Source organism: Candidatus Equadaptatus faecalis (genome assembly GCA_018065065.1).
Taxonomy (GTDB): Bacteria; Synergistota; Synergistia; order Synergistales; family Synergistaceae; genus Equadaptatus; species Equadaptatus faecalis.
Genome location: JAGHTZ010000089.1, coordinates 1 through 23,986 on the forward strand (window position 1 = coordinate 1; position 23,986 = coordinate 23,986).

General features: G+C 50.0%; 25 protein-coding genes and 4 tRNA genes. 1 reads left to right on the forward strand and 28 read right to left on the reverse strand.

The window, feature by feature from the left end; genetic code table 11:
* Positions 1–262: hypothetical protein (locus tag KBS54_07235; protein MBQ0055915.1), on the forward strand; the 262-nt coding region annotated here is incomplete at its 5' end.
* Between the two features lie 349 nt (positions 263–611).
* Here KBS54_07235 and KBS54_07240 read toward each other — a convergent pair.
* The 28 genes from KBS54_07240 to KBS54_07375 form a co-directional block, all read right to left on the reverse strand.
* Entirely contained in the window at positions 612–2,018 is a 1,407-nt protein-coding gene (locus KBS54_07240) for an SYNERG-CTERM sorting domain-containing protein (protein ID MBQ0055916.1), read from the reverse strand.
* A gap of 330 nt (positions 2,019–2,348) precedes the next feature.
* Complete coding sequence (locus KBS54_07245) at positions 2,349–3,524, reverse strand: ABC transporter substrate-binding protein (protein MBQ0055917.1); 1,176 nt, start codon at positions 3,522–3,524, stop codon at positions 2,349–2,351.
* Between the two features lie 228 nt (positions 3,525–3,752).
* Positions 3,753–5,174 carry a sensor histidine kinase gene (locus KBS54_07250; protein MBQ0055918.1) on the reverse strand — a complete coding sequence of 474 codons (1,422 nt, stop codon included), beginning with the start codon at positions 5,172–5,174 and terminating at the stop codon, positions 3,753–3,755.
* Positions 5,174–5,764, reverse strand: a complete 591-nt coding sequence (locus KBS54_07255; GenBank protein ID MBQ0055919.1) for a response regulator — start codon at positions 5,762–5,764, stop codon at positions 5,174–5,176. Before KBS54_07255 ends, KBS54_07250 begins: the two co-directional genes overlap by 1 nt.
* Before the next feature lie 2 nt (positions 5,765–5,766).
* Positions 5,767–6,270, reverse strand: coding sequence for an ethanolamine utilization protein EutP (locus tag KBS54_07260; protein ID MBQ0055920.1), 504 nt, complete (start codon positions 6,268–6,270; stop codon positions 5,767–5,769).
* Positions 6,270–6,695 carry a BMC domain-containing protein gene (locus KBS54_07265; GenBank protein ID MBQ0055921.1) on the reverse strand — a complete coding sequence of 142 codons (426 nt, stop codon included), beginning with the start codon at positions 6,693–6,695 and terminating at the stop codon, positions 6,270–6,272. Before KBS54_07265 ends, KBS54_07260 begins: the two co-directional genes overlap by 1 nt.
* Positions 6,696–6,790: 95 nt before the next feature.
* A complete protein-coding gene (locus KBS54_07270) occupies positions 6,791–7,927 on the reverse strand; it encodes an iron-containing alcohol dehydrogenase (GenBank protein ID MBQ0055922.1) in 1,137 nt (378 codons plus the stop codon).
* 160 nt (positions 7,928–8,087) lie between these two features.
* A tRNA-Thr gene (locus tag KBS54_07275) sits at positions 8,088–8,163 on the reverse strand.
* A gap of 19 nt (positions 8,164–8,182) precedes the next feature.
* Positions 8,183–8,258, reverse strand: a tRNA-Glu gene (locus tag KBS54_07280).
* A gap of 6 nt (positions 8,259–8,264) precedes the next feature.
* Positions 8,265–8,340: transfer RNA gene (locus KBS54_07285), tRNA-Lys, on the reverse strand.
* A gap of 63 nt (positions 8,341–8,403) precedes the next feature.
* Positions 8,404–9,030 carry a DUF501 domain-containing protein gene (locus KBS54_07290; GenBank protein ID MBQ0055923.1) on the reverse strand — a complete coding sequence of 209 codons (627 nt, stop codon included), beginning with the start codon at positions 9,028–9,030 and terminating at the stop codon, positions 8,404–8,406.
* Positions 9,011–9,436 carry a S1 RNA-binding domain-containing protein gene (locus KBS54_07295; protein MBQ0055924.1) on the reverse strand — a complete coding sequence of 142 codons (426 nt, stop codon included), beginning with the start codon at positions 9,434–9,436 and terminating at the stop codon, positions 9,011–9,013. Before KBS54_07295 ends, KBS54_07290 begins: the two co-directional genes overlap by 20 nt.
* 63 nt (positions 9,437–9,499) lie before the next feature.
* Complete coding sequence (gene codY / locus KBS54_07300; GenBank protein MBQ0055925.1) at positions 9,500–10,282, reverse strand: GTP-sensing pleiotropic transcriptional regulator CodY; 783 nt, start codon at positions 10,280–10,282, stop codon at positions 9,500–9,502.
* 83 nt (positions 10,283–10,365) lie between these two features.
* On the reverse strand, positions 10,366–11,247 hold the full coding sequence (locus KBS54_07305; protein ID MBQ0055926.1) for a tyrosine recombinase XerC: 882 nt from the start codon (positions 11,245–11,247) through the stop codon (positions 10,366–10,368).
* A gap of 95 nt (positions 11,248–11,342) precedes the next feature.
* A complete protein-coding gene (trmFO, locus tag KBS54_07310; GenBank protein ID MBQ0055927.1) occupies positions 11,343–12,671 on the reverse strand; it encodes a methylenetetrahydrofolate--tRNA-(uracil(54)-C(5))-methyltransferase (FADH(2)-oxidizing) TrmFO in 1,329 nt (442 codons plus the stop codon).
* On the reverse strand, positions 12,655–14,859 hold the full coding sequence (gene topA, locus KBS54_07315) for a type I DNA topoisomerase (GenBank protein MBQ0055928.1): 2,205 nt from the start codon (positions 14,857–14,859) through the stop codon (positions 12,655–12,657). The genes trmFO and topA overlap by 17 nt, the downstream gene beginning before the upstream one ends.
* Before the next feature lie 93 nt (positions 14,860–14,952).
* A complete protein-coding gene (gene dprA / locus KBS54_07320; protein ID MBQ0055929.1) occupies positions 14,953–16,047 on the reverse strand; it encodes a DNA-processing protein DprA in 1,095 nt (364 codons plus the stop codon).
* On the reverse strand, positions 16,032–17,546 hold the full coding sequence (locus KBS54_07325; protein ID MBQ0055930.1) for a YifB family Mg chelatase-like AAA ATPase: 1,515 nt from the start codon (positions 17,544–17,546) through the stop codon (positions 16,032–16,034). The genes dprA and KBS54_07325 overlap by 16 nt, the downstream gene beginning before the upstream one ends.
* Positions 17,543–17,986 (reverse strand): YraN family protein, encoded by a 444-nt coding sequence (locus tag KBS54_07330; GenBank protein MBQ0055931.1) that lies wholly within the window; start codon positions 17,984–17,986, stop codon positions 17,543–17,545. Before KBS54_07330 ends, KBS54_07325 begins: the two co-directional genes overlap by 4 nt.
* Positions 17,976–18,563 carry a ribonuclease HII gene (locus KBS54_07335; GenBank protein ID MBQ0055932.1) on the reverse strand — a complete coding sequence of 196 codons (588 nt, stop codon included), beginning with the start codon at positions 18,561–18,563 and terminating at the stop codon, positions 17,976–17,978. The genes KBS54_07330 and KBS54_07335 overlap by 11 nt, the downstream gene beginning before the upstream one ends.
* The gene (locus KBS54_07340; GenBank protein ID MBQ0055933.1) at positions 18,560–19,396 is read right to left on the reverse strand and encodes a 50S ribosome-binding GTPase; all 837 of its coding nucleotides are present in this window, start codon (positions 19,394–19,396) and stop codon (positions 18,560–18,562) included. The genes KBS54_07335 and KBS54_07340 overlap by 4 nt, the downstream gene beginning before the upstream one ends.
* A 1-nt stretch (position 19,397) precedes the next feature.
* On the reverse strand, positions 19,398–19,913 hold the full coding sequence (gene lepB, locus KBS54_07345) for a signal peptidase I (protein ID MBQ0055934.1): 516 nt from the start codon (positions 19,911–19,913) through the stop codon (positions 19,398–19,400).
* Between the two features lie 31 nt (positions 19,914–19,944).
* Positions 19,945–20,769, reverse strand: a complete 825-nt coding sequence (gene dapF, locus KBS54_07350) for a diaminopimelate epimerase (protein ID MBQ0055935.1) — start codon at positions 20,767–20,769, stop codon at positions 19,945–19,947.
* 85 nt (positions 20,770–20,854) lie between these two features.
* A complete protein-coding gene (locus tag KBS54_07355) occupies positions 20,855–21,046 on the reverse strand; it encodes a hypothetical protein (GenBank protein MBQ0055936.1) in 192 nt (63 codons plus the stop codon).
* Positions 21,047–21,074: 28 nt separating this feature from the next.
* Positions 21,075–21,149: transfer RNA gene (locus tag KBS54_07360), tRNA-Val, on the reverse strand.
* A gap of 69 nt (positions 21,150–21,218) precedes the next feature.
* Positions 21,219–22,553, reverse strand: a complete 1,335-nt coding sequence (locus KBS54_07365) for a glucose-6-phosphate isomerase (GenBank protein ID MBQ0055937.1) — start codon at positions 22,551–22,553, stop codon at positions 21,219–21,221.
* 60 nt (positions 22,554–22,613) lie between these two features.
* Entirely contained in the window at positions 22,614–22,859 is a 246-nt protein-coding gene (locus tag KBS54_07370; protein MBQ0055938.1) for a glutathione S-transferase N-terminal domain-containing protein, read from the reverse strand.
* 3 nt (positions 22,860–22,862) lie between these two features.
* A complete protein-coding gene (locus tag KBS54_07375; protein MBQ0055939.1) occupies positions 22,863–23,726 on the reverse strand; it encodes a VIT1/CCC1 transporter family protein in 864 nt (287 codons plus the stop codon).
* Between the last annotated feature and the right edge of the window lie 260 nt (positions 23,727–23,986).

The following is a 23,986-nucleotide window of genomic DNA, read 5'->3' on the forward strand; positions in this document are numbered from 1 at the left end:
TCTTTTTGTCGCAACAGCCCTCTTTGTTTTCGCCAAATATAATCTGAAATCAGGTAAATTTATCCGTAAATTGTCCGACTGCACCTTCGGCGCGTATCTTGCCCATGCGGCTTTTGACATTTGGTTTCAGCGTATGGGGATAGTCACGGACAGATGCCCGCTGCTTCTGATTCCGGCGATCGCGCTTGCCGTTTTTGTCTGTTCTTTCGCAGCTTCGGCACTGCTTAACCGGATACCCTACGTGAAGAAATATATAGTATAGCAAGAGAAAGCAATTACAAATTACGAATGAAAAACTTTGAATCATCGTTCTTTCTGCGAACGGCGCAAGCTGTAGCGTAGAATCTATCGTCTCACCCGCTGTCATACCGCAGTGCCTCTGTGGGTATTCGGTGTCTCTGCCTTTGTCTTTTCATTCAAAAATCAAGGATTTTTAAGCCGCTGTGCCACATATTCAAGCATTGCGGAGAGACAAAGACCATGACGAAAAAGCCCTTCCGCTTCTAGTTTTTAGCTTATATCTTAATGCTTCCAATTTATAGCTTTTCGCTTTTGTTTTTTGCTTTTAGCTTTGAAGTTTTACTTACTGCTTAATGCTTAATGCTTACCGCTTAATTTTTCTTCCTGTAAAACAGCCCGAGGACACCGAGCAATGCCAATGCGCCGAATCCTGCGTTGCAGCCGCCTGATGATGAGGATTTTGTTTCTTCCTCACCCTCACCCTCATCCCAATCATAATCGATGTGAGACACAGGAATAGGCGTTTCGCTGCCGCCCGTGTAGGAATAGCCGCTTGGAAGCTGCACTGTTTTTCCGCCGTCTTTCACCGCTAACGTTTCGTCTCTGTAGTTGATTACCGTGCCGCCGGTTTCAACAGAAATTTCGGTTTTCAGCGGCAGCGTAAAATACGGACGTTCAAGCGTCAGTACCGAGCCTCCGGCTGCCGTTATTTTTCCGCCCTCGTCAAGATCGCCTTTGTCGGGATTGTAGTTAATTTCCGTAAGCGTCACTCTGCCCTTGCAGACAAGTTCGTTGTATGGCAAAATTGTTGTTATGCCGGTTATTTTCGCGCCTTGTCCGCCTAAACCGGTAAGAATGTCTTTATCTCCTGAAACCGTTATGGTCTGTTTGTAGCTTTTCTTGTCTTCAAGCGACAGGTTAAAGCCCCACATAAGCAGTATATTGCCCGCTTTGACAGCGTTGTCAAGCGTAAGGGCGGTAAGCTTTCCGTTTTCGTATTTCGTGTTTTTCAACACGAGCGAAGCAGCGCTCAGACAGTCGTATTTGGCGCCGATTATTTCTTTGTGCAGGTATATATTCCTGTTTTCCGCATTGTATCCGTCAAAGTTGAGGCTAATGCCGTTTTCGTTCTTTTTCACCACGGCGTAGCCTGTCGCCGAGGCGCTGTCGCTTCCGGCAAGGGCAATAATTCTGTCCGTATCGCGGCACGGGAAAAATGAATCGCCGCCTGCGTTGAATCTGCAGATGTCGTTTTCCGTGCCGTCAGACGGCGCGGAAAGCGTATCGTCCTTGTAGCTGATCTTGTATTCTCCCGCGTCTTCCGCAGACGTCTGCATAACTCCAGCTTCGCCTGATTTGGCGCCTCCCTTGACTGCGCTGAGTAAAAATATGCTGTCCGCATTTTTCAAGTTCAGAACGGGGCGCACACCATGGATACCTACATTGGAATCACTTATATCTCCCTCATCGTCCACAAAATATCTTACGGTTCTCCATCTCTTTGTGGCAAGCCACCAATCTTCCCCTAAACGTCTGGCAGATTTAGACAAGGATTCTGCCTCTTGCAAACTCAGCAGGGAGCAGCCTCCGTTTATTTTGTTTTCCTTCGCGTCCGATATAGTTGAGGCATAAGCTTTGACTTTTCCGTCAACGTAGAAGCTTTCGCTTTCAGTGCTGTCGAAAATCTCATATCTAAGCAGCTTGGTGTCCGAAAATTTTGCCCATTTGTCGCCGTTGTACAATACTGTCGTGCTGCTTTTCCCGTTAACGCGCGGCATTAGGCTCAATGTTTTAAAAACTTCCGCTGCCAAGACGGGCGAGACAAAGGCAAAGACAGCGCCGATTAGGATCAGGACTGAAAATAGTTTTTTGAGATTGCTTCGCACGATAAGCGCCTCCGAAAATTTTTCGTTACACAATGTTATTATAATACTTCCGCACTAATCCGCAACACTTTTCTTTGCTTTTTTTATAAGCAATTTTACCGATTTTTTACTGCGTATTTTGGCGGATTTTTGTACTTTTGCCCAAATTCCAGCCGCCGCAAAAAAACGGCCTGGGATTTTATAAAAAATTTTCCCAAGCCGTTTTGCAGATTGCTGTAAAGCTTATTTCGGTTCAACTTTTTTGTAGAACTGTGTTTTGAGGCTTCCGTCAACTCTGAGGAAGATACCTGCCTTGTCAAGCGGGTCATGCGTTTCGGGGTCGATGGTGAGCGTGGTGTGCGCCAGTTTGAGGTCTTTTGTTTCTTCAAGTGCCTTCGCGATTGCCGTTCCGTCTGTGCTGCCTGCTCGTTCGATTGCATTGAGAAGCCAAATTGTTCCGTCCCAAGCCATTACGCCGTTGATGAACTCTTCGCATTCCTCTTTATAAACCTCTTTGTAGCGTTCAAAAATCGGCTTTATGTTCGGGTCGTCAAGATACGCATGACTAATCCAGCAGGTGCCGATCATCGCATTGCCTGCGATTTTGTTCATCATTTCGCTGTAGCCGTCGCCGCCGACGATTGTTACGTCAAGTTGAAGTTCTCTTGCCTGTTTGATTATGAGCGCCATATCCTTGCCCATGCCTGGGAGGAAGAGCGCTCTGGCGCCTGAATTTTTGATTTTCGTGAGCTGCGCGCTGAAGTCAGTGTCCGTATCGCGGTAGCTCTCGTCGGCAACGATTTCGCCGCCGCAGCTTTCGTAGCTTTTGACAAAGAATTCACGGAGTCCCTGCGCATAGTCCGAGCCGGCGTTATAAAGAACAGCCGCGGTTGTAAAACCGAGGTCGCCGTAAATCAGTTCCGCCGCAAGAGCGCCCTGATACGTGTCGGTGAAGCAGACGCGGAATGAGTAGGGGCGAACCTTGCCGTTTTCGTCAACCGTAACAAGCGGGTTTGTGCCGACTGTTGAAATCTGAGGTATTTTTTTTCTGTTGACGACAGGCGCTGTCGCAATGTTGATACCGCTTGCATTCGCGCCGAGAATTGCGCATACGCCGTCTTTTCTTATCATTCTGCGAACTGCTTTTACAGCGTCTTTGCTTCTTGTTTTTGTGTCGTAAGGAATAAGTTTAATCTGTTTGCCAAGAACACCGCCTGCCTTATTGACATCATTAACAACAAGCTGTGCCATATTGTATTCGCTTATTCCGTAGGAAGCCTGGTCTCCTGTAAATGCTCCGAGGAAACCTATTGTAATTGTATCGTCATCCAGCCAGCCTGCCGAACTGCATACAGAATACAAACAGCCGGAAATAATAATAAGCAGAACTCCTATAATTCCTAAAGTTTTTTTGTCCATTGCCTTTTCTCCCTTAATAATTACCGTACAGCAATGTTCAAAACATTGCAAGACTATTGTAACAATTTTGACAAATTTAGCAAGTGTTTTTCACCCGTGAAACAAGCGCCCCTGTATTCCTGCTGAACGCTCTGTATTTCCTGTTGCTTTATATCCGTCTTTCTGCGGACGGCGCAAGCCGTAGCGCGGATCCAGCATCTTTGCCCCGCAGGGGCGGTTTAATCGCGGTTATATGATTTTAAAGTCAAATTCGGCGCGGGTTCCGCCGCCGTCTGAGTTCAGCGTAAAGCTGCCGCCAAGTTTGTCTTTTACAAGAGCCTTGACAATGTTGAGCCCAAGGTTGACTTTTGTTTTGTCTTTTGTGTCAAATCCGCAGCCGTTGTCTATAACCTGTATGGACGAGTACAGTTCGCCCTTTTTCGTTACTATGCGTACCATGCCGCTTTCCCTGTCGTTGAAGCCGTGTTCGAGGGAGTTTTGCAGCAGTTCGTTGACAACAAGTGCGATGGAGGTGGCTGTGTTGGCGTCAACTTTGAAATCATCGCCCTCAAGCGTTACTTCCACTTTTGCGTTGTTTCCGCTGTCCGCGAAGTATCTCATTGTGTTGTTGCGGATATTTACTATGACTTCGCCTAAATTTACGCTGTCAACGCCGACCTGCGACAGAATTTCGTGCGTAACGGCTATCGTCAGTATTCTGTTCATGCTTTCCTGAAGAACCTTGCGCGTTTCATGGTCTGACGCACGCCTGATTTGAAGCCGCAGAAGGCTTGCAACGGTCTGCAGATTGTTTTTTACACGGTGGTGCATTTCCTGTATGGCAACGGATTTGAGGATTATTTCTTTTTCTCTTTCTTTCTGTTCTGTAATGTCCCTGACAACAAGCGCAAAGCTGTGGTCTTTCCCGGGGTTCAGGGCTATTCTGCGGACTGCGAGATACAGTTCGCCGACGCTTACCTGCGTTTCTGTCATTCCCCCGTCGTCTTCTTCGGGAGGTTCCGCGGAAACAAGCGAGATATTTTTGTACTGCTGTCCGAGTATGTCTTTGACAAAGCCGAGCTTTTTGTACAGCTTTTCCGCAAGCGAGTTGCGGTAGGAAACCACGCCGTTTTTGTCAACAAGGACAAGCGCTTCGTCTATACATTCCGTAAGCCAGACGTCGTCCGCCGTCATGTGGGTTATGGCACGGGCTATTTTTCTGTAGCTTTTTGTTGAGAAGTGCAGCGTTTCGCTGTTTTGGGTACGTTCTTCGTCAACACGCTGCTCGCAGATAAGGACGCCGATTATGCGCCCCTCGTTGTTTATCGGCTCAACCGTCTGTATAACGTGGGTATTCTCCTGTGTCAGGGCTTTCATCTGTTTTGTGGCAACGCCGAGGCGCAGGGTTCTTGCGACAGCCGGCTCGTTCTGCGGTTTGGCAAGCAGCCCGACAACGGTTTTGCGGTAGGAGGACGGCACGTAGTCAGGCTTCGCTTCGGCGACGACTATCGCGTCCCCCTCCCTTGTCGGGCAGTCAATAAAAACGTCCGCATCCTGGAGGTTGGCAAGCGTTTTCAGCACAACCGACATTCCTTCAAGATAACGGACGTCTTCTCTTCTTAAATCAGTATAATAGCGGCACAGCGCCGCAATGCTTTTCTCTATTTCCATCAGCTGCCGAGTTTTTTGCTTTTCAGGATAATTTCGGATATGTCGCGCATTGAAAGTCCCTTTTCAAGGCTCATTTCGCGTATGTAGGTGTACGCCTGATTTTCGGACATGTTCTGTTCTTCCATGATACGTCCCTTGGCGCGTTCTATCGTGCTTCTGTTGTTCAGGCGGTTTGACGTTCTCTGCATTTCGCGGCGCAGTTTTTTGAATTCGCGTCCGCGTTCCACCATTACTTCAATGCTCGGTATCAGGGATTTTTCGTCTATCGGCTTTACAAGGTAGCCGCTTATGCCTATTGATTTCGCGTCGTTGATAAATTCCACGTCACGGTAGGCTGTCAGGATAACTATGGTGTCCACAAGGTCTTCGTCAGAAATCATTTTCGCCGCGGAAAGTCCGTCCAGCAGGGGCATTCTTATATCAAGCAGGGCAAGATTGGGACGGAATTTGCGGCACGCTTCAAGCGCGTCAAAGCCGTCGCCTGCTTCCGCAACAATTTTGTAGCCTGCGGCGGAAAGCAGCTCGTGAAGGTCCATTCTCGTTATAGGTTCATCGTCCGCTATGACAATGCTGATAGGGTTCTGTGCCATGTTTATTCCTGTTCCTCAAGCAGTTTTAAGCGCTCTGCCTCGCGCATTTCTTTTATGTCTTCGTCGGTAACGCCTATTTCGTCAAGAAGCACGTCAAAGCCCTCGCCCGTGACAGAGCTGATGACGTACACTTTTTCCGCGGGAACTCCGGCTTCGTAGAGTGCAACCTTGGCTGCTTCTATCTGCTCAGGCGTTGCTATATCGCATTTCGTTACAAGGCCGATAATCGGTTTCGGGAAAAGAGCGCTGTACATGGGCGGGAAATAGGTAGTGTCTTTGTCGGCGGCAGACTGCATAAACACCATCAAATCCGCCTCTGCAGCGGCAACAAAGAGAGCGCCTCTGTAAAATTTCTTTTCGAGATATTCGCCGGGGGTGTCGTAAATGAATTTTCCTACAAGATCCAGCGCCTGCGTTTTGTGATATTTTATATCTTCATTCAGTATGCGCTGGGTCAGCGTAGTTTTACCGCACTGTGTTTTTCCGACAAGGATAAGCTTTTTCATTAGGTTTTGGTAATAACGGTCGGGGTAAAGCCCATAAGCTCCGGCAGAATTCTGTTGATGTCCTGAGCCGACGCCTGAACGTCGGCAACCGTGCCGGTTATAATCAAAGCACCGTTGAAACGGTCAACAAAGCAAATTTTGACGTTGCCCGCTTTGGTGGCGATATCAGCGGCGATTATAGCCGCCTCGCCCGGGGTAATCGTGAAAATTCCGAGAGCGCCTTTTTTGTCGATGAGCCCGAGTTTCTGATACAGGTGCGCGTCGGGGCTCGCAATTATGTGCGCCATTGTAATCTGCTTGCCGGGGACAAATTCTTCTATGACGCGCTGTTTGCCCTCGTCATTAGGCCTTGCGACGCCCGGTCTGGGTTCGCTCTGCTGCTTGGTTTTGAATTCGTCTTCCTTGTCAGGAGGGATATACACCATCAGTAACGTCTCCTTTTATATTGCTGCCTGTAAGTTCACATTTATTTCCGGCGGGCAACATCTGCCGCAGGCAGACCACCGCTGTTTTCCGTGAGTTAATATACGCCGTTGTACGCCGCTTTGAAAAGTCCCCTGAGGTCTTCCCTCGTCGGTTTCACCGGCGTTGTTTCCATGGTCGCGTCGGCAAGAGCGGCGTCCAGCATGGAATCAAGCTTTTCGTCAAATTCGCGGCGGTCAATTCCGGCGTCCTTTATGGAATCAGGAATACCTATGCGCTTCAAAAGTCCGCGTATGGCGCGTATGGCGCTCAGTGCGCCTTGTCTTGTCGTGGATTTGTCCAAATTAAGGACGGCGGCAAGCTCAGCGTAGCGTTCTGCCGTTCCCGTAAGGTCTTTGTTGCAGCCTGCCGTGAAGGTCATAACGTACGGCATGAAAATACCGCAGGCACGTCCGTGCGGAATATGGAACTTCGCGCCGAACGCGTGGGCACAGGCATGGTTCAAGCCGAGCCCTGCGTTGTTAAACGCAATTCCGGCGAGGCAGGAGGCAACGTGAAGCGCTGTTCTTGCCTCGATATTGTCAGGATGTATGTAAGCTTCATGCAGGTTTCTGCAGATAAGCTTAACGGCTTTTTCAGCCATTGCGTCCGAGCAGTGCGCGTGATTTGTCGAAACGAACGCCTCAACAGCGTGCGTGAGTGCGTCAACGCCCGTATCAGCCGTTGTTTTCGGCGGAACGGAAACGACCAGAGAGGCGTCAAGAATTGCCGCGTCGGGCAAAAGCCTCTCGTCTTCAAGCGGATATTTAATCTGCTTGGCGCTGTCGGTAATAACCGCGTAGCTGCTGACTTCGGAGCCCGTGCCGCTCGTTGTCGGCATAACGCAGAAGAAACAGTGCTCCGTCACAGGTTTGTTGAGATTTACAAAGTAGCGTATCGCCTTAGCGGTATCTATTGCCGAACCTCCGCCCAAAGCGACAACGCTGTCCGCTTCATGCTCAAGCAGAAGCTTCATTCCGGAAACGACGACCTCAATATCGGGGTCAGGCTTAATGTCGGAAAATATGCAGTATTTGGCGCCTACCGCGTCCAAAGTATCGGTTATGCATTTGACTTTGCCGCTTTCGTGCATAAATTTGTCCGTGACAATAAACACGCATTTTCTGTCCTTAAGAACTTCGGGCAGAGCTCCGTCACCTACGTATATCTTGGGTCCCACGACAAACGTACTCATAACATCAACTCCGATACGGCACAGCGTACGGGAACCTTGACGCCGTCCCGCTGCGCTTTGTGAGTGTATGCAAAACAAACGTTACGGATAAATTATAATCTCTGCTCCGATTGAATGTCAACAAAAAAGTCCGCTCTGAAAGCGGACTGTCTAATCAATATGGAGCCGGCGAGTGGATTCGAACCACCGACCTGCGCATTACGAGTGCGCTGCTCTACCGACTGAGCTACACCGGCAACGCCATTTTGAAAAAAATGGCGGTCCTAACGAGATTTGGACTCGTGTCGCAGCCTTGAAAGGGCTGTGTCCTAGACCGCTAGACGATAGGACCGCAAACTGGTGAGTCGTTGGGGACTTGAACCCCAGACCCTCGGATTAAAAGTCCGATGCTCTACCAACTGAGCTAACGACTCAATCACCACGAGGGAATATTTTACATTAATTTTTCGGAATGTCAACCGTTTATTGAATATTTTTTATTCAGGCAGGATATTTTCAGCCAACAGTTTGCAATTACACTGCGAATCAGGACATTCCGTACAGCCCAGTTCCATTCTCAGCCACGCTTCGGCAGGGTGTTTCCACGCAAGCATAGTTGCTGTCTGAAGGTGCAGGCATTTTGCGGTGCAGGGCTTTTTCAGTCTGTTTATGCCGCCTACTCCCGTTTTGTCAAAGCTTTCCATTACGGCGTCACAGTTCGCGATATTTTTTGTTTCGCTGTCCGAAAGCAGTCTTCTGCGAAGCTCCGCATATTCCTTATGCCATTTTTCAACCGCTTCCCTGTTGTTTTCCAGTTCTTTTTCAAGCACGGGTATTTTGTGTTCCGTTTCAAGCTCCGCACAGCGTTTGTCAAGATACGGGCACACAAGCCAGAAAACGGTGGGAAACGGCGTGCCGTCCGACATAAACGGAGCACACGCAAGCACCTGTGGGAAACCCCATTTACAGCGCACAGCGGCGCCAAGCACAAATCCCGTGTCAAAATTGCGCGACGCGCTGTTCAAAAGCAGGATTTTTTTGTCGGTTCCGGTAAGAGGAGTGCAAAAAAACGGAGGAGAGAACTCCTCCGGACCGGACACGTCCTTAATAATCTTTTCCGGCATATCCGCCGCCGCGCCGCATTCTGGATGCCCGCGGGTCCTTAGTCTTGCCGTTGAGGTCGGCAATTTTTTCGTCGCTGAATTTCATAAAGTTTGAAAGCTTCTTTTCAAAATCGTCTTCCGGCTTTCCTCTCTGCGGCAAAGGCTCTCTGACCTGCAGAGCCTTGATTGAAAGGTCAATTCTCCCCTTGTCGTCAATTTTGATAACCTTTGCCGTTACTTCCTGACCTACGGCTATGATATCTTCAACCTTCTTCACGTAGTTGTGGGAAAGCTCCGATATGTGTATCATAGCCTTTTGTCCGCCGGCAAGACGCACAAAAGCGCCGTAAGCAGCAACGTGTTCCACCTTTGCCGTTACCGTTTCGCCTATCCTGACTTCCTTTGCTTCATGGGTTTGTTCCGCCATGTCCAAACGAGCCTCCATGCTTTTTATGAGCAGATTTTAGCACATTTTTTTAAATTTCAAGCATTATTTTCTGTTTTTTATGCCAAGTTCGTCAATAAATGTTTCGCGGAGAACCTTTATGTAGGTTCCTTTCATTCCGAGACTGCGGCTTTCAATAATTCCGGCGCTGCTTAACTTGCGCAGAGCGTTGACTATGACGCTGCGCGTAACACCGGCTTTATCAGCTACGGAGCTTGCCACAACTATTCCCTCTCTGCCTTTCAAATCCTTCATTATGCAGCGCATTGACTCAACCTCGGAGAAAGAGAGCGCACGCATCGCCATCTGAACCACAAGCTGCTCCCTGCCTTTTTCTTCGATTTTTTTGCTGCGCTCGTTAAGGAACTCTATCCCGACAACCGTACCGAGATATTCCGCAAGCACAAGGTCTCTCGTGTCAAACTCGCAGCCGAAACGGGCAAGGATAAGCGTTCCCAGCCGTATTCCGGAGCCGTTTATGGGAACGTAGATTGAATGTTTGTTTGAATAGGTACAGTTTTCTTTCGGGTCGTAAGCACAGAAGCCGTGGTCAGAATAATTCAAAACCGACTCACGCAATCTGTTCAAACGTTCTACGTACTGATCCGGCAGCAATGCCCTCTCCAAAATCGCGTCCATAATAGGGCAGTCGTATGCGCTGACAAAGGAATGTCCTAGTATCGTGCCCTCGGTATTTACAATATAAACGTTCGCGGCTGACAGGTCGGACATCAGCCTCGCAAGTCTCGGATAATCTACGGGACTGTTGACGTCGGCAGACTGCAGCTCCCTGCTGACTATCCTCGTTTTTTCAAGCAGATCCTGCATCGCTGAAGGGTCAAGCAGTTTCGGTCTTGCGTCTATTAGTTCTTTCGGCGTAGTATTCACAAGTTGTCAGTCCTTTCGTCAGACTATCCGTTCGCACGCGGATGAGCCTGCATGTAGCTTTTCTTTATCTGTTCCGTCGTGATAAGCAGATATTTCTGCGTAGTTGCTATGCTCTCGTGTCCGAGCAGTTCCTGAACCACCCTCATAGGAGCCCCGTGCTCAAGCATGTGAGTCGCAAAGCAGTGCCTCAGCGTATGCGGCGAAATTCCGTATATGCCGAGTTTTTTGCCGGCTTTGAGAATTATTCTGTGCACGGTTCTGACGGTGAGCCTGTCCGCATTGCACTTACCGGACTTAAAAACCGCGCCGTCGCCGCCGGTCGCCGCCGCCCAGTCCTCCAAGAGTCTCTGAACGCCGCTTCCGAACGGAACGTGCCTTTCCTTGCTTCCCTTACCGACAATGCGCAGCATCCGCTCGTCAAGCTCAATATCGTCCCAGTTCAGCCCGACAGCTTCCGAAACGCGGAGACCTGAGCCGTACATAAGCTCAAGAAGCAGCCTGTCGCGCATAAAATTTTTGCCCTCGTCCGGCCCTTCCGTAAGCAGCCGCACAGTATCCTCATACGATATGGCTTTCGGTATGGAATTGTCGGTTTTCGGACCCTTAAGCCCCTCGGCAGGGTCGCTCTGGATAAAACCCCTCAGGGAAAGCCATTTCAGGAAACCCCGCACGGCGGAAAGCTTGCGCGAAGCGGAACTCTTTTTGGAACCGACACCGAGTATGCTGCTCAGGAAAATTCTTATCGAATCCCTGTCAATTTCGGCAGTCTTTGTAATTCCCTGCCCTTTCAGATACCCCGCGAACTGCTCCAAATCGCTCGCGTAATTTATGAGGGTGTTCTCCGAACGCCCTCTTGACTTCATATACGCCGTAAAGGCTCTGATTGCTTCCTCAATGTTTTCCATGAGCGTATTCTAACTCTGATTTGCTCACATTTCAAGAAATATTTAGAAAATTCATAAAATATACAACAAAACAAAAAATCTCCGGTGCCGGAGATTTAATCAAATAAATTGCTGTTTTCTTCCATAAAGCTTCGCAATGCATTTTCAGAGCGTTCGGCATACGCCGTGCAACGCTCCGCGCGTTTGTGAATTTTCTTTCCGGGAAGTTTTGGCATTATTCCGAGGTTGGCGTTCATTGGCTGGAACGTTTCAGGAAGGGCGGTTTTAAGATATTTCAGCAGTGAGCCGACTGCCGTTTCTTCGGGAAATTCCGGAAGTTTTTTCCCGCTGAGTTGCGCAAAGCAGAACAGTGCCGAGCAGAGTCCCATTGCCGTGCTTTCAACGTAGCCTTCCACTCCGGTAATCTGCCCTGCAAGAAAAAGATTTTCTTTTCCAACGGGACGCAGATGTCCGTCAAGCGCCTCCGGCGCACAGACAAAGAGATTTCTGTGCATTACACCCTTTCGCACGAATTCAGCGTTTTCAAGCGCGGGAATCATTCTGAAAACCCTTTCCTGTTCTCCCCATTTCAAATTTGTCTGAAAACCGACAAGGTTGTACAGCGTTCCCTCCAAATTGTCCTGCCTGAGCTGAACGACCGCGCACGGGCGCTGACCGTCTTTTTCTTCAAGCCCCACGGGGCGCAGAGGTCCGAAGAGCAGCGTTTTTTCACCGCGTTTTGCTATGACTTCTACCGGCAGACAGCCTTCAAAATGCTTTATTTCTTCATCTTCAAATTCGTGGCGCGGTGCCGTTTCTGCGCTGACAAGCTCATTCCAGAACGCGGAATATTCTTCTTCGTTCATGGGACAGTTGATATAGTCCCCTGTGTCGCCGTATCTGTTTGCCCTGTACGCTCTCGTCATGTCAACGCTTTCGAGGGTGACAACAGGGGCAACCGCGTCGTAAAAATAGAGGAATTTTTCGCCCGTGAGTTTTCCTATTTCTTTTGCAAGGTCAGGCGAGGTTAAGGGACCGCTGGCGATAATCGCGCAGCCGTCGGGAATTTTTGTGATTTCCTCACGCACTGCTTCAATATTCGGATGCCGTGAAATTTTTTCGTCAATCAGAGCCGCAAATTTTTCCCTGTCAACCGCTAGCGCGTTTCCGGCAGGCACGCGGCTCTGTTCCGCGCAGTCCATGATAAAGCTTTTCATAGCGCGCAGTTCCTGTTTCAGAATCCCCGCAGGGGTTACGGGTTTGTCGCCTCCGAGAGAATTGCTGCACACAAGCTCGCCCAAAAGGGCTGTCCTGTGCGCGGGAGTAAATTTCTGCGGGCGCATTTCAAAAAGCGTTACTCTAATGCCCCGCTGCGCAAGCTGCCATGCGGCTTCGGAACCTGCAAGCCCTCCGCCGATGACCGTTGCGTTACATGTCTGAGACATTCCCGTCCTCTGTTTCTTTCTTTTTGGCAAGCTTTGCCGCGAGTTCCTGCGGAAGCTTCCACGCTACGTAATCACAGTCCGGATAGCGCGTGCAGGCATAGAAGAAACGTCCTGCCGCCTTTCCGTTTTTGGCGCGGCGGCGCACAAGCTCGCCTTCGCCGCATTTCGGGCATTTAATTCCTGTGGTTTTTACAACGTTTGCCGTATATTTGCATTCGGGATATCCGCTACAGGCTATAAACTCGCCGAAACGCCCGCTGCGTTTCAGAAGCGGTTTTCCGCACTGCGGACAGTTTTCGCCGGTGTATTCAGGTTCGAGGTGCATCGGCTCCCCGTTTTTAGCCACGTCGTCAAGCAGAGGTTTGAAATCCTTCCAGAACGTTCCGACAAGCTTTCTCCATTCAAGAGCGCCGTCGTCAATTTTGTCCAGACTGTTTTCCATGTCAGCAGTAAAACCGACGTTGTCTATGCCGCTGAAATATTTGAGAAGGAAGGAATTCACCGTTCTGCCGAGCTTCGTCGGCGCAAGCTTTTTGTCCTCGCCGTGCTCCACGTAATTGCGTGCCGAGAGCGTTTCAACTATCGTCGCATAGGTTGAAGGACGGCCGATTCCCTTTTCTTCAAGAATTTTGATAAGCCCTGCTTCGGAATAACGCGCAGGCGGCTGTGTAAATTTCTGTTCGGCAAAAATTTTGTCAACAGAGAGAATTTCGCCCTCTTTTGCTGGCTGCAAATCCACGGCGGCGACGGATAACGGATATACTCTGCCCCAGCCTTCAAAGGCAACGACGTTGCCGCTCTGCTGAAGCGTATAGCCGCTGTCCGCGCAGGTGATGGTATTTTTTGTTATTCTGGCGTCCGACATCTGGCTTGCTATGTAGCGTTTCCATATTAAATTATAGACGCTGTACTGTTCGGGCGTAAGATATTCCTTTATCGAATCCGGCGTAATGGAAGCATCCGTGGCGCGTATGGCTTCGTGCGCGTCCTGCGCGCGTTCGTCAGGCTGGTAAAGGTTGGCTTTGGCAGGAAGAAACGCCTTGCCGTAAGTTTTTTCTATGAAGCTTCTCGCTGCCGAAACCGCTTCCGGCGCAAGCCGGAGACTGTCCGTACGCATGTAGGTGATAAGACCTGTCGCGCCTCTGCCCGGAAGTTCCACGCCTTCATAGAGGCTCTGCGCTATGCGCATTGTTCTGCGCGGCCCGAAGCCGCACCTTGAAGAAACATCCTGCTGAAGCGTCGAGGTTTTATACGGTGCAGGCGCTTTACGCATACTTTCTTTCGTGTCAAAGCTTTTTACGGTCAGCTGTCCCGCTTTGAGCGCCGCTTTAACCTTGTCTGCCTCCGCTTTGTTCGGAATTTTAAATTCTTTTCCCTGATACTTAACAACTTTGAGTTTGTATTTTCTGCTGTCCGCAGAGGCTTCAACTTCTATATTCCAGTATTCTTCTTTTTGGAAATTTTCTATCTCTTCTTCTCTCTCGCATACAATTCTGAGAGCAACTGACTGAACACGCCCTGCGGAAAGCCCTCGTTTGACTTTTCTCCAAAGCAGCGGACTGAGCTCGTAGCCGACAAGACGGTCAAGCACGCGTCTTGCCTGCTGCGCGTTCACGAGGTCAAGGTTTATGTTATCCGGCGACGCCACTGCTTTTTCCGCGCCGTTTTTAGTGATTTCATGCATTCTGATACGGCATTTTGACGCGGGGTCGATATCCAGCAAACTTGCAAGATGCCACGCTATCGCTTCGCCCTCGCGGTCAGGGTCAGAGGCAAGCAGCGTTTTTGACGCCTGTTTTGAGGCTTCTTTCAGTGTCTTTACCAAATCTCCCTTGCCGCGTACAAGCACGTAATCAGGTTCGAAATTATTTTCAACGTCTATCGCCATACGCGTTCTGGGAAGGTCTCTGACGTGTCCTACGCTCGCAAGAACCTCGTACTTGCTGCCGAGAATTTTGGATATCGTTTTCGCCTTTGCCGGAGACTCGACAATCACAAGAGTCTTTCCGCTGCAGTTCGGCACACCGCGCTTAACCGTGCTTTTGCCTGCACTTGTTTTTTTTGCGGGCGCTTTTTTTGCGGCAGTTTTTTTCACAGCTGTTTTCTTTGCTGTTTCCGCTTTTGCCGACGTTTTTTTAACAGCAGACTTATTCGTGCTGTCTGCGCTTTTTGCTTTTTTTTCAGCCATGCCTGTTACCTCTTGAATATAATATCTTGTTCTGTGCTGACGGCGAAATATTTAACTATCTAAATGATATCCTGTCAACAGTATTTTTTCAAATTATCTGTTCCGCGAAAGAACGTAGCGTCCGGGGGCAGACGTTTCTATCAGCCCGAAAGCCGCGAGCAGCGAGACCGTTTTAAGCGTTTCTCCTGCGGAAATGCCGGAAATAACCGCGATGTTGTCAACAGTCAGGTCATTTTCCCCCGCTATCGTTTTCAGTATTTTTTTCTGCGTTTCGTTTAATTCGGGAAACTGCGGAGCCGTCTCCTGCAAATTTTCAAAATCTATCTGCACAGCTTTTCTGCCGAAGAACGCGTCAAGACTTATCAGCGGGTACGCCCCGTCAAATATCAGTTTGTTCGTTCCTTCCGACGTACTTTCCGTTATCCTGCCCGGCACCGCCCAGATTTCCCTGCCGAGTTCAAGCCCGAGACGGGCGGTGATAATGGCGCCGCTTTTTTCAGGCGCTTCGGCAACGACTATTCTTTTTGAAAGAGCCGCGACTATTCTGTTTCTCTTCGGGAAATGCCATGCTTCACCCTGCGTTCCGAGAGGAAATTCAGAAATTAACGCGCCTTTTTCTTTTATGCGTTCAAAAAGTTCTTTGTTTGAAAAAGGATATACGACGTCAACGCCCGTTCCCAAAACTGCAAAGGTCGTACCGTCTGCATTGCAGCAGCCTGAATGAGCCTGTCCGTCTATTCCGGCGGCACCCCCGCTTATAACCTGCGTATTTTCGGACGCTGCCCTGTTTCCTATGTTGTAAGCCACCTGTTTGCCGTACGAGGTCGCGCGGCGCGTGCCTACAACCCCGACCGTTTTCCCTGAAACAGCAGTCGTACTGCCCTTAAAATAAAGCACCAGAGGCGCGTCCTTCAAATCGCGAAGGGCTTTCGGATAGCTGTCAGAACCGTATGCAATAAGCGTTGCTCCGAAAGCGGAACAGCTGTCGTATTCTTTTTCCGCCCAGCCGTTTTTCTCCGCCTCAATGAGACGTCCCGCGGCATTTGCGGTAAGGAGCGTTCCGGCGAAACGTTCAGTGTCTTTCCAGAGTGCTGACGGTTCCGTTTCCGCCGCGCAGAATTTGTTCCACGCGCGCAGATCGGCGCCTATACTGTTTAAAAGCAGGAAAGCTTTTAGTTTTTCATCCATGAAAGCACCTCGCCCTCCCTGTAGCTGAGAGCTTCCGAAACGTGCTGAATTTCAATTCTCGGCGAAGCTTCTATGTCTGCAATAGTCCGCGCAACACGCAGAACTCTTGAAATGCCTCTGCCTGACAGCCTTACCCTGTTCACCGCGGCAAGCAGAAAATCTTTTACCTCAGGCTTTATGTTCGCGCTGCGGCGCAGAAGTCTTTCGGGAATTTCGGAATTGCACTGGAAACCGAACTGTTCCCAGCGCTCAGCCTGAATTTTTCTCGCCGCTGTCACACGCTTGCGGACTTCCGCGCTTGTTTCGCCGCATTTTCCCTCAATAGCGACAAGCTCTTCCGGCGTAAGGCGCGGAACTGAAACATGAAGATCTATTCTGTCCAGAATAGGTCCTGAAAGCTTTCTGTTGTAACGGGCTATCGCCGACGGCGTGCAGGTGCAGTGCTCCACAGGGTCTCCAGCGTAACCGCACGGACACGGGTTGCAGGCGGCAACCATCAGCACTTTTGCAGGATAAACAACGCTTCCGGCGGCGCGGCTTACTGTCATATAACCGTCTTCAAGCGGCTGACGCAAGGCTTCAAGCACATCGCGCGAAAATTCGGGGAATTCGTCAAAGAAAAGTACGCCTCTTGACGCAAGGCTGATTTCGCCGGGGCGCATATTTGCCCCGCCTCCGCAAATGGCAACGGCGCTCGCCGTGTGGTGGACGGAACGGAACGGTCTCTGCCTCAGATTCTGCATTTGTATTCCGGCGGTGCTGGTCAGCTGCAGAACTTCCATCATTTCGGTGTTGGAAAGCGGCGGAAGAATGCCCTGCAGCGCCTTGGCAAGCATTGTTTTGCCGGAGCCCGGAGCCCCTACAAAAAGTATGTTGTGGTGACCGGCTGCGGCAATTTCAAGCGCGCGTTTTGCAACCGTCTGTCCTTTTATGTCGGAAAGATCTGGATCCGCCGGAGGCACGCTGTCAGCAGGCATTGTGCGTCCTATTCTGCCAAGCTCAGATTCCCCGCGCAGATGTCCGAGAAGCGATTTCAAATCGGGTACGGCATAGGCTGTAACCCCTTCAACGAGCCCGACTTCTTCCGCGTTGTCTGCCGGAACGTAAAGCACAAGATTTTTTTCTTTCGCAAGAAACGCGGCGGGGACAGCTCCCCTTACGGCGCGGAGACGCCCGTCAAGGGCAAGCTCACCGAGGAAAAGCGACGGCTGTTTTACCTTTAGCCCCGCCTGAGAGCAGGCTATTCCGACAGCCATCGGAAGGTCGAGCAGAGCGCCTTCCTTGGGAATGTCCGCAGGCGCAAGATTAACCGCCACGCGCCCCTTGACCTTGATTCCCACGGAGCGAAGGGCTGCACGCACTCTTTCGCGGGCTTCCCTAACGGCAGTATCCGGAAGTCCCACAACGGAAATCATGAAAAGGCCTCCGGTGGTCTCAACTTCAATTTCTACGGGAAACGCCTTTATACCCTGAAGTGTAACGCCTGCCACGGAATTCATTGTATCCCCTCCGTAATATCTTTTATATGCTCAATTTCCGTCTGACCGTCAGGATTGATTGTAACGGCAACCAAATCTATTCTCCAAAAGCCTTCGTAATTGTTTTCCGAGACCCATATTCTTGCCGCGCGGACAAGTTTCTTCAGTTTGTCGGGACCGACTGTTCTGTCCGCCGGAAGAATTTTTCCCACGGAACGGGTGCGCACTTCGGCAAAAACTATATCTTCCCCGTCACGCGCAACAATGTCAATTTCGCCGAAACGCGAGCGCGCATTTCTCGCAAGAAGCCTGTAACCGAGCGACGCAAGATATTTCGCCGCAAGATTTTCGCCCCGTACTCCCGTTTTCAGATGTTCGGGAGCGCTGTCGTCAATAGTGACGTCAACAGGCACGGACGAAAAAAACGAAAGGGCTTTTTCAAGCGTGCGTTCAAGACTCATTCTGCAGTACAACTCCCCTGAAAGACAGTCTGTGCACGGGAGACGGACCAAGCTTTTTAAGGATTTCCCTGTGCATGGCGGAGGGATAGCCCTTGTGCCCCGCAAAACCGTATTCGGGATATATTTTGTCAAGTTCAAGCATAACCCTGTCGCGCAGAATCTTAGCCACAACGGAAGCCGCCGATATTGCGGGGACTTTGTCGTCGCCCTTGACAATGCATTTCTGTTCCGACATAAGTCCGGGAATTCTCCGGTTGCCGTCCACAAGCGTCAGGTCAGGCCACACGGGAAGCTGCTCTACCGAACGCCTCATGCACCAGAGCGACGCGGCAAGTATGTTCGTTCTGTCAATTCTGTACGGAGTGGCAGCCTGGGCACGCCACACCACGCCTATGCGGCATATTGTTTCAAACAGCCTGTCACGCGCCTTTTCCGTCATCTTTTTGGAATCTCTCAAACCCTCGGCAATAAGAATATTTCTTTGTTCGCGGGTCAAAATAACGGCAGAAGCGACTACTGGACCTGCCAAAGGTCCTCTGCCCGCCTCATCGGTTCCGGCAATGACAGGATAATTCATTTAAGGCTCTCCCAAAGCGGGGCATCCCCCGGCTTTTCAAAGCTCATTCTGCCGAATTTTCCTGCCGCGAGAGCGTTGAGCATGGCTTTTCCGGCGGCTTCGCAGTCCACTTCCCCGCCGGCGACAAGTTTGCCGAGCCTGCGGCCTATTTTGTCAACTATTTCGCTGCCGTTTCCTTCCACAGAAATTCCCCACGCGTTTTCAACAGGCGTCCAAAGCCCGTGCGAAATCAAAAATTCGGCGCATTGTTTGGCATGTTCCGACATGCTGCCGATAACCTCTCCGCGCGAAGCTCCTATCCAGGAGATAATTCTCTGCGCCCCCGCGTCCCCGTGAGGATCAAGAATACCGGGAGAATCCACAAGAAGGAAGCCGTCGCCCTTAATCCAGGAAACGCCTTTTGTAACTCCGGGTATGCCGCCTACGGGGACGCTTCTGCGCCCTGCGAGCTGATTTATAAGCATTGATTTTCCGACGTTTGGAACTCCGACTACCGCCAGACGCAGATCGCGGTGCTGCGGTTTTAAAGCAAGAAGAGATTTTTTCAGCTGTGGAACTCCGCCCTTGCGAAGGTCAAGAGCCCATGCGAGAAGTCCCTGTTTTCGCAGTTCTGCCACCCAGAGGCGGCTGATTTTTTCGTCGGCAAGATCTGCCTTCGATAAAACGACTGCGGTTTTTATGCTGCCGGCGAAAAGCCTGATAAGAGGCGACGAAGTAAGAGAAGGCGCGCGCGCGTCGCGCACCTCTATAATCAGGTCAAGATTTTTGGCAAGCGCTTCAAGCTGACGCCTGCCTTTTGCCATATGTCCGGGGAACCAGACTGTGCGGCCCATTTTATTTGGGTATGCCTATTCTGTTCAGCGGCCAGTAGCGCACTACTGCCGGACCTCTCAGGTATTTATGGGGAACGAAGCCCCAAAAACGGCTGTCCTGCGAATTCGGTCTGTTGTCTCCAAGGCAGAAATAGCTTTTTTCCGGAACAGTAATCATAGGCATAGTGTAGTCATCCGTATTCTTAACATAATCCTCGAACAGTTCTTTGCCGTTCACGTACACGATGCCGCTGCGCATTTCAACTGTATCGCCCGGAAGCCCTATAATGCGTTTGACGTAATCTTTTCTGGTGTCCTGGGGATATTTGAAAACGACAATCTGTCCGCGTTTCGGGGAGATCTTGGGCAGGTAGTACCAGAATTTTGCCACCAGTACGCGGTCGCTGATTTCCAGCGTAGGAACCATTGACGTGCTCGGAATCCAGAACGCCTGAATAACAAAGGTTCTCAGCACTAAAGCAAGCGCAAGCGCCCAAAGTACAGTTTCAAGAGTCTCGCGCCACCAGGGTTTAGGCATGGGCATAACAGTTACCTCCTGTAAAATTGAATCACAATATTTCTTCTGTTGCCGAAATTTCTCCGGCACGCACCGTAAGACCTTCCAGCGTCGGTTTAACTTCGTCTTCGCAGCGTACGAGCCTGACGCGGTTTATTCCGCCGGGATTGTGAATTTCAGCTGTTTCTCCGCCGCGCCCCGTGAGATACGCGGCTATTGAAATCGCGACACTGCCTGTTCCGCAGGAAAGCGTCAGTTCTTCAACGCCTCTTTCGTACGTAACGGCAGTATAGCTGTTTTCGGCATCGGGGCGTTTTACCGCAAAATTTATATTTGCGCCCTGCGGAAAAAGTTCAAGGCAGCTGCGCATGCGCCGTCCTATGGCAGTATATTCTTCGTCGGGACGCACAGAGTTTTCAAACACGACAACGTGCGGAACACCCACGATAAGATAGCTGTATGTCAGTTTCGCAATGTCGTCCTGATACGTTTTCTCCAAAACGGCGTCTTTGGCGCAGACAGGCGCGATATCAAGCGCAACCAGTTTTCCGTCCACCACGGCGTGCTGATCTCCGCCAAGCGTTTCAAAGGACATTTCAGCTCCGGCGATTTTCTCTTCAAAAGCGTAACGGGCAAGGCACCGTGCTCCGTTGCCGCACATTTCGCCTTCCGAACCGTCGCGGTTGAACAGACGCATTGTAAAGTCCAGGCGGGCGGACGGCTCAACAACCAAAATGCCGTCGGCACCTATTGCCTCTCTTCTGCGGCACAGTTTCTGCGCCATTCTGCTCATTTCTTCGGCGGAAAACTTAAGTTCCCTGTTGTCCAGCACAAGAAAATCGTTCCCGTTGCCGTTCATTTTGGTAAAGCGCAGCATGTGCGTTCATCTCCCAACGTAGCATTGTATTATTTTACACAAAAGCTGTTGTTTTGTAAAAAATAAAACCGGCTTGCGTCCGGTTTTACTGCTCGGCTATTTTAAGTTTCATAAACTCTCCGCTGAGGTTCCAGCTTTTCTCAAGCACCGGCTCAACCTCTCCAGGTTGTTTCCACGGTATCATATTGACCATGCCGAAAGCGTCAACAACCGCCACGTAGCGGGCACCGTTTTCATTTATGTAAAGATAAACTCCTTCAGGTTGCTGCTGAGCCATTTTAACCTCCGGATTGCACTGCAATAAATGGTGGGCGGTAATGGGTTCGAACCATCGACTTCCACCGTGTGAAGGTGACACTCTTCCGCTGAGTTAACCGCCCAAGTCAAAAGCGCTATCTATTATAATCCGCTTTGCCGATTTCCGCAAGACGACAAAATAACTGATAAGATTAAAGTTTTACAGCCGTTTCGCCCGCTTTTGCAAACCACGTTTTTACTTCTTCCGCCTCGTTTTCGTAGCCTTTGTGCCCAAGCAGTCCATAGGTGTAGCGTTTTCCCTGTTCAACTCCGGGCTGGTCAAACGGATTTATCCTCCCAAGAAGCCCTGTAAAAGCCGTAACGTATTCAAAGAAGAAAATCAGTCCGCCGAGCGCAAACTCGTCCAGTCTGTCCAGTTCAAGCCATATTACGGGACGTCCTGATTTCATAAGAGAGGCTGCCGTTGCTTTTGCCTCCAGCGAAAGTATGTCTCCAAGTTCCGTGTTTTCAAAGAAATCAAGCCCCGCAAGCGCTTTGCTCTGCGGTTTTGGTATGAACACTTTCTCCGAGTTGTTTTTAAGGCTTATAACCGTTATAACCTTGTCATCAGGACCTTCGGCATAAAGCTGGAGCTGCGAATGCTGGTCTATTGCGCCTGAGACGCGAACAGGGGTCATTCCGGTTCCGTTTTTGCCGAGACTCTCGCCCCAAAGCTGCGCGAACCATTCCGCAAAACAGACGAGGCTGCTTGAATACGGCATTACAACAGCCATATTTTTTCCGTTTTCTTCATGGTATCTGTGAAGCGCGGCGTACAGCCATGCCGGATTTTTCATGCTGCGTTCCGCAAGCAGCTTTTCGCGCATGTCTTTCGCGCCGGAAAGCAGTTTGTCAGTATCAATCCCAACGGCGTAAGCCCCTGCCAGCCCCACGGAAGAAAGCACCGAATAGCGCCCGCCGACGCTGTCCGGAACAACAAGCATTCTGCAGCCTGTCTCGTCCGCAAAAGCCTTGAGAAGCCCCTTCTTTTTATCCGTTATTACAAGCACGCTGTCCTTGTAATTTCCGCCTTTGCAGAATTTTGAACAGAGCCACAAAAACTGTGTCATAGTTTCAGCCGTCTGCCCAGATTTTGATACGCAGACTATTGCCGTTTTTTTATTTTTAACATTGTCGTAAATTTCCAGAAGCTTTTGTGGATCAGGATTGTCAGCGACATAGTATTCGGGAGACAGATTTCCCTGCATAACGCCACAAAGAGCCTGATTAAGCATCAGGCTGCCCAAAGCGGAACCGCCTATTCCTATGTGTACGACGGCTTCAAAACCTTTAAGCCATTCTCCGGCAGATTTTATTTCGTCATCCGCTCCGTCGGGAAGCGCAAGCCAGCCAAAGCCTGTTTTTTCTGCGTTGGCGGTGAAAAGCTGCTCAGCCGCCGCCTCACACGCTGCGCCGTATTTATTTTCAAGCTCGGAAATATTTGAATTTCCAAAAGCTCCGCCGAACAGAAAACTGAAATCACCCATTGCGTTCACCGTCTTTTCTTATGATGAAAAATCTGTCAAAACTCCGCCGCTATACTCAAACTATGCCTGTATTCCGGCTTTTTTCAGCAGTTCGTCAATTCCCGCCGTATCATAGCCGACGACAAAATCATCGTTAAGCATGGTAACTGGAACCGCCATCTGGCGCGTTTTCTTTATCATTTCAATAGCCGCGCCCCTGTCGGAAGAAATGTCCACAATTTCAAACGAAACGCCTTTAGAAGTCAGGTATTCTTTAACCTTGTCGCACCACGGGCAGGTCGGAGTCGAATAAACCTTTACAGTCATTTTCTACACCTCTATTCCGAGAAATTTCTGCGCAATCCAGCCGATACAGAAAGAGAAAACCGCTACGCCGAAACTGATGCAGAGCATTTCAAGAAATTCCGGCCAGAACAGTTTTTTGTACACCGTAGAAACGTAAAACGTGAACGTCCAGATAATCAGCGCCGCCGTTCCGAGACACAGGGCAAGCGCAAGCAGCGGAGAGCTGCATACGAAATACGGAAGCAGAAGGAAAATGACAACGGCAAGGTAAGTTCCGCCCGTCACAACCGCCGCCTTCAGCGGATGCTGTTCGCCGGAGTCGTTCTTTTTGGAAAGATATTCCGAGGCAGCCATTGAAAAAGTGGCGGCACTTCCGGTGATAAAACCTGCCATTCCTATTGTCCGGCAGTTTCCGAGCGCGAAGGTGAATCCGGCAAGGGCGCCCGTCAGTTCTACAAGAGCGTCATTCAGTCCGAGAACAATTGAGCCGGTATATTTAAGCCTTTCGTCGTCAATCATCGCAATAAGCGATTCTTCATGCTCCTCTTCGTCCTGACGGATTTTTGACGCCTCAGGAATTTCCTTTTCAATCTCGGCGTAAATCCACTGCGCGTTCTGTTCGCCCTTCTCCATAAGGTTCAGAACAAAAGTAACGCCGAAAAGCTTGGCTATAAATCTGAAATAGAGCACCTTTAATTTGTTCGGTTCGGGCTCCGTCTGCGTGTATTTGCTCCAGACGTATGCGTGTCCGCGCTCCGCTTCGGCAATTAACGCCATAACCTTTGCGTTTTCTCCCTTAAGTTTTTCCGCAAGCGCACTGTAAATATGATATTCGGTGATTTCGTTCACCTGCATTGCCCTGAGTACTGACATAACCTTATCGTTCATAGTCCTGCCTCCAAATCTTTAGCCCATTATAGCACAAACGACTTATGAGCATACAATCCGCAGTTTTGCGTATTTACCGTTTTACCGTGCGTTTTGCCAAACGTTTCCGGACAAAAAAATCGCCGGAATAATCCGGCGATTTTTTTGTATATTGCAGATATTATTCTTCTTCTGCTTCTTTTTCTGCCTGTGCCTGTGCAATAACTTTCTTTGCAATGTCCTGCGGCACTTCTTCGTAGTGCGAGTATTCCATTGAGAAG

Excerpts from the sequence above, each read along its gene's own strand:
- KBS54_07335 (MBQ0055932.1), bottom strand. The coding sequence starts at position 18,563 with ATGAATTATCCTGTCATTGCCGGAACCGATGAGGCGGGCAGAGGACCT.
- codY (MBQ0055925.1), bottom strand. The coding sequence starts at position 10,282 with ATGCAGGATCTGCTTGAAAAAACGAGGATAGTCAGCAGGGAGCTGCAG.
- KBS54_07370 (MBQ0055938.1), bottom strand. The coding sequence starts at position 22,859 with ATGACTGTAAAGGTTTATTCGACTCCGACCTGCCCGTGGTGCGACAAG.
- KBS54_07305 (MBQ0055926.1), bottom strand. The coding sequence starts at position 11,247 with ATGGAAAACATTGAGGAAGCAATCAGAGCCTTTACGGCGTATATGAAG.
- KBS54_07270 (MBQ0055922.1), bottom strand. The coding sequence starts at position 7,927 with ATGAGTACGTTTGTCGTGGGACCCAAGATATACGTAGGTGACGGAGCT.
- KBS54_07245 (MBQ0055917.1), bottom strand. The coding sequence starts at position 3,524 with ATGGACAAAAAAACTTTAGGAATTATAGGAGTTCTGCTTATTATTATT.
- KBS54_07255 (MBQ0055919.1), bottom strand. The coding sequence starts at position 5,764 with ATGGCACAGAACCCTATCAGCATTGTCATAGCGGACGATGAACCTATA.
- trmFO (MBQ0055927.1), bottom strand. The coding sequence starts at position 12,671 with ATGTCTCAGACATGTAACGCAACGGTCATCGGCGGAGGGCTTGCAGGT.
- KBS54_07325 (MBQ0055930.1), bottom strand. The coding sequence starts at position 17,546 with ATGAATTCCGTGGCAGGCGTTACACTTCAGGGTATAAAGGCGTTTCCC.
- lepB (MBQ0055934.1), bottom strand. The coding sequence starts at position 19,913 with ATGCCTAAACCCTGGTGGCGCGAGACTCTTGAAACTGTACTTTGGGCG.
- KBS54_07295 (MBQ0055924.1), bottom strand. The coding sequence starts at position 9,436 with ATGGCGGAACAAACCCATGAAGCAAAGGAAGTCAGGATAGGCGAAACG.
- KBS54_07330 (MBQ0055931.1), bottom strand. The coding sequence starts at position 17,986 with ATGAGTCTTGAACGCACGCTTGAAAAAGCCCTTTCGTTTTTTTCGTCC.
- KBS54_07240 (MBQ0055916.1), bottom strand. The coding sequence starts at position 2,018 with ATGCCGCGCGTTAACGGGAAAAGCAGCACGACAGTATTGTACAACGGC.
- KBS54_07375 (MBQ0055939.1), bottom strand. The coding sequence starts at position 23,726 with ATGAACGATAAGGTTATGTCAGTACTCAGGGCAATGCAGGTGAACGAA.
- KBS54_07355 (MBQ0055936.1), bottom strand. The coding sequence starts at position 21,046 with ATGGCTCAGCAGCAACCTGAAGGAGTTTATCTTTACATAAATGAAAAC.
- dapF (MBQ0055935.1), bottom strand. The coding sequence starts at position 20,769 with ATGCTGCGCTTTACCAAAATGAACGGCAACGGGAACGATTTTCTTGTG.
- KBS54_07340 (MBQ0055933.1), bottom strand. The coding sequence starts at position 19,396 with ATGGGCCGCACAGTCTGGTTCCCCGGACATATGGCAAAAGGCAGGCGT.
- KBS54_07265 (MBQ0055921.1), bottom strand. The coding sequence starts at position 6,695 with ATGGTGTATATCCCTCCTGACAAGGAAGACGAATTCAAAACCAAGCAG.
- KBS54_07260 (MBQ0055920.1), bottom strand. The coding sequence starts at position 6,270 with ATGAAAAAGCTTATCCTTGTCGGAAAAACACAGTGCGGTAAAACTACG.
- KBS54_07250 (MBQ0055918.1), bottom strand. The coding sequence starts at position 5,174 with ATGGAAATAGAGAAAAGCATTGCGGCGCTGTGCCGCTATTATACTGAT.
- KBS54_07365 (MBQ0055937.1), bottom strand. The coding sequence starts at position 22,553 with ATGGGTGATTTCAGTTTTCTGTTCGGCGGAGCTTTTGGAAATTCAAAT.
- topA (MBQ0055928.1), bottom strand. The coding sequence starts at position 14,859 with ATGGCTGAAAAAAAAGCAAAAAGCGCAGACAGCACGAATAAGTCTGCT.
- KBS54_07290 (MBQ0055923.1), bottom strand. The coding sequence starts at position 9,030 with ATGCCGGAAAAGATTATTAAGGACGTGTCCGGTCCGGAGGAGTTCTCT.
- dprA (MBQ0055929.1), bottom strand. The coding sequence starts at position 16,047 with ATGGATGAAAAACTAAAAGCTTTCCTGCTTTTAAACAGTATAGGCGCC.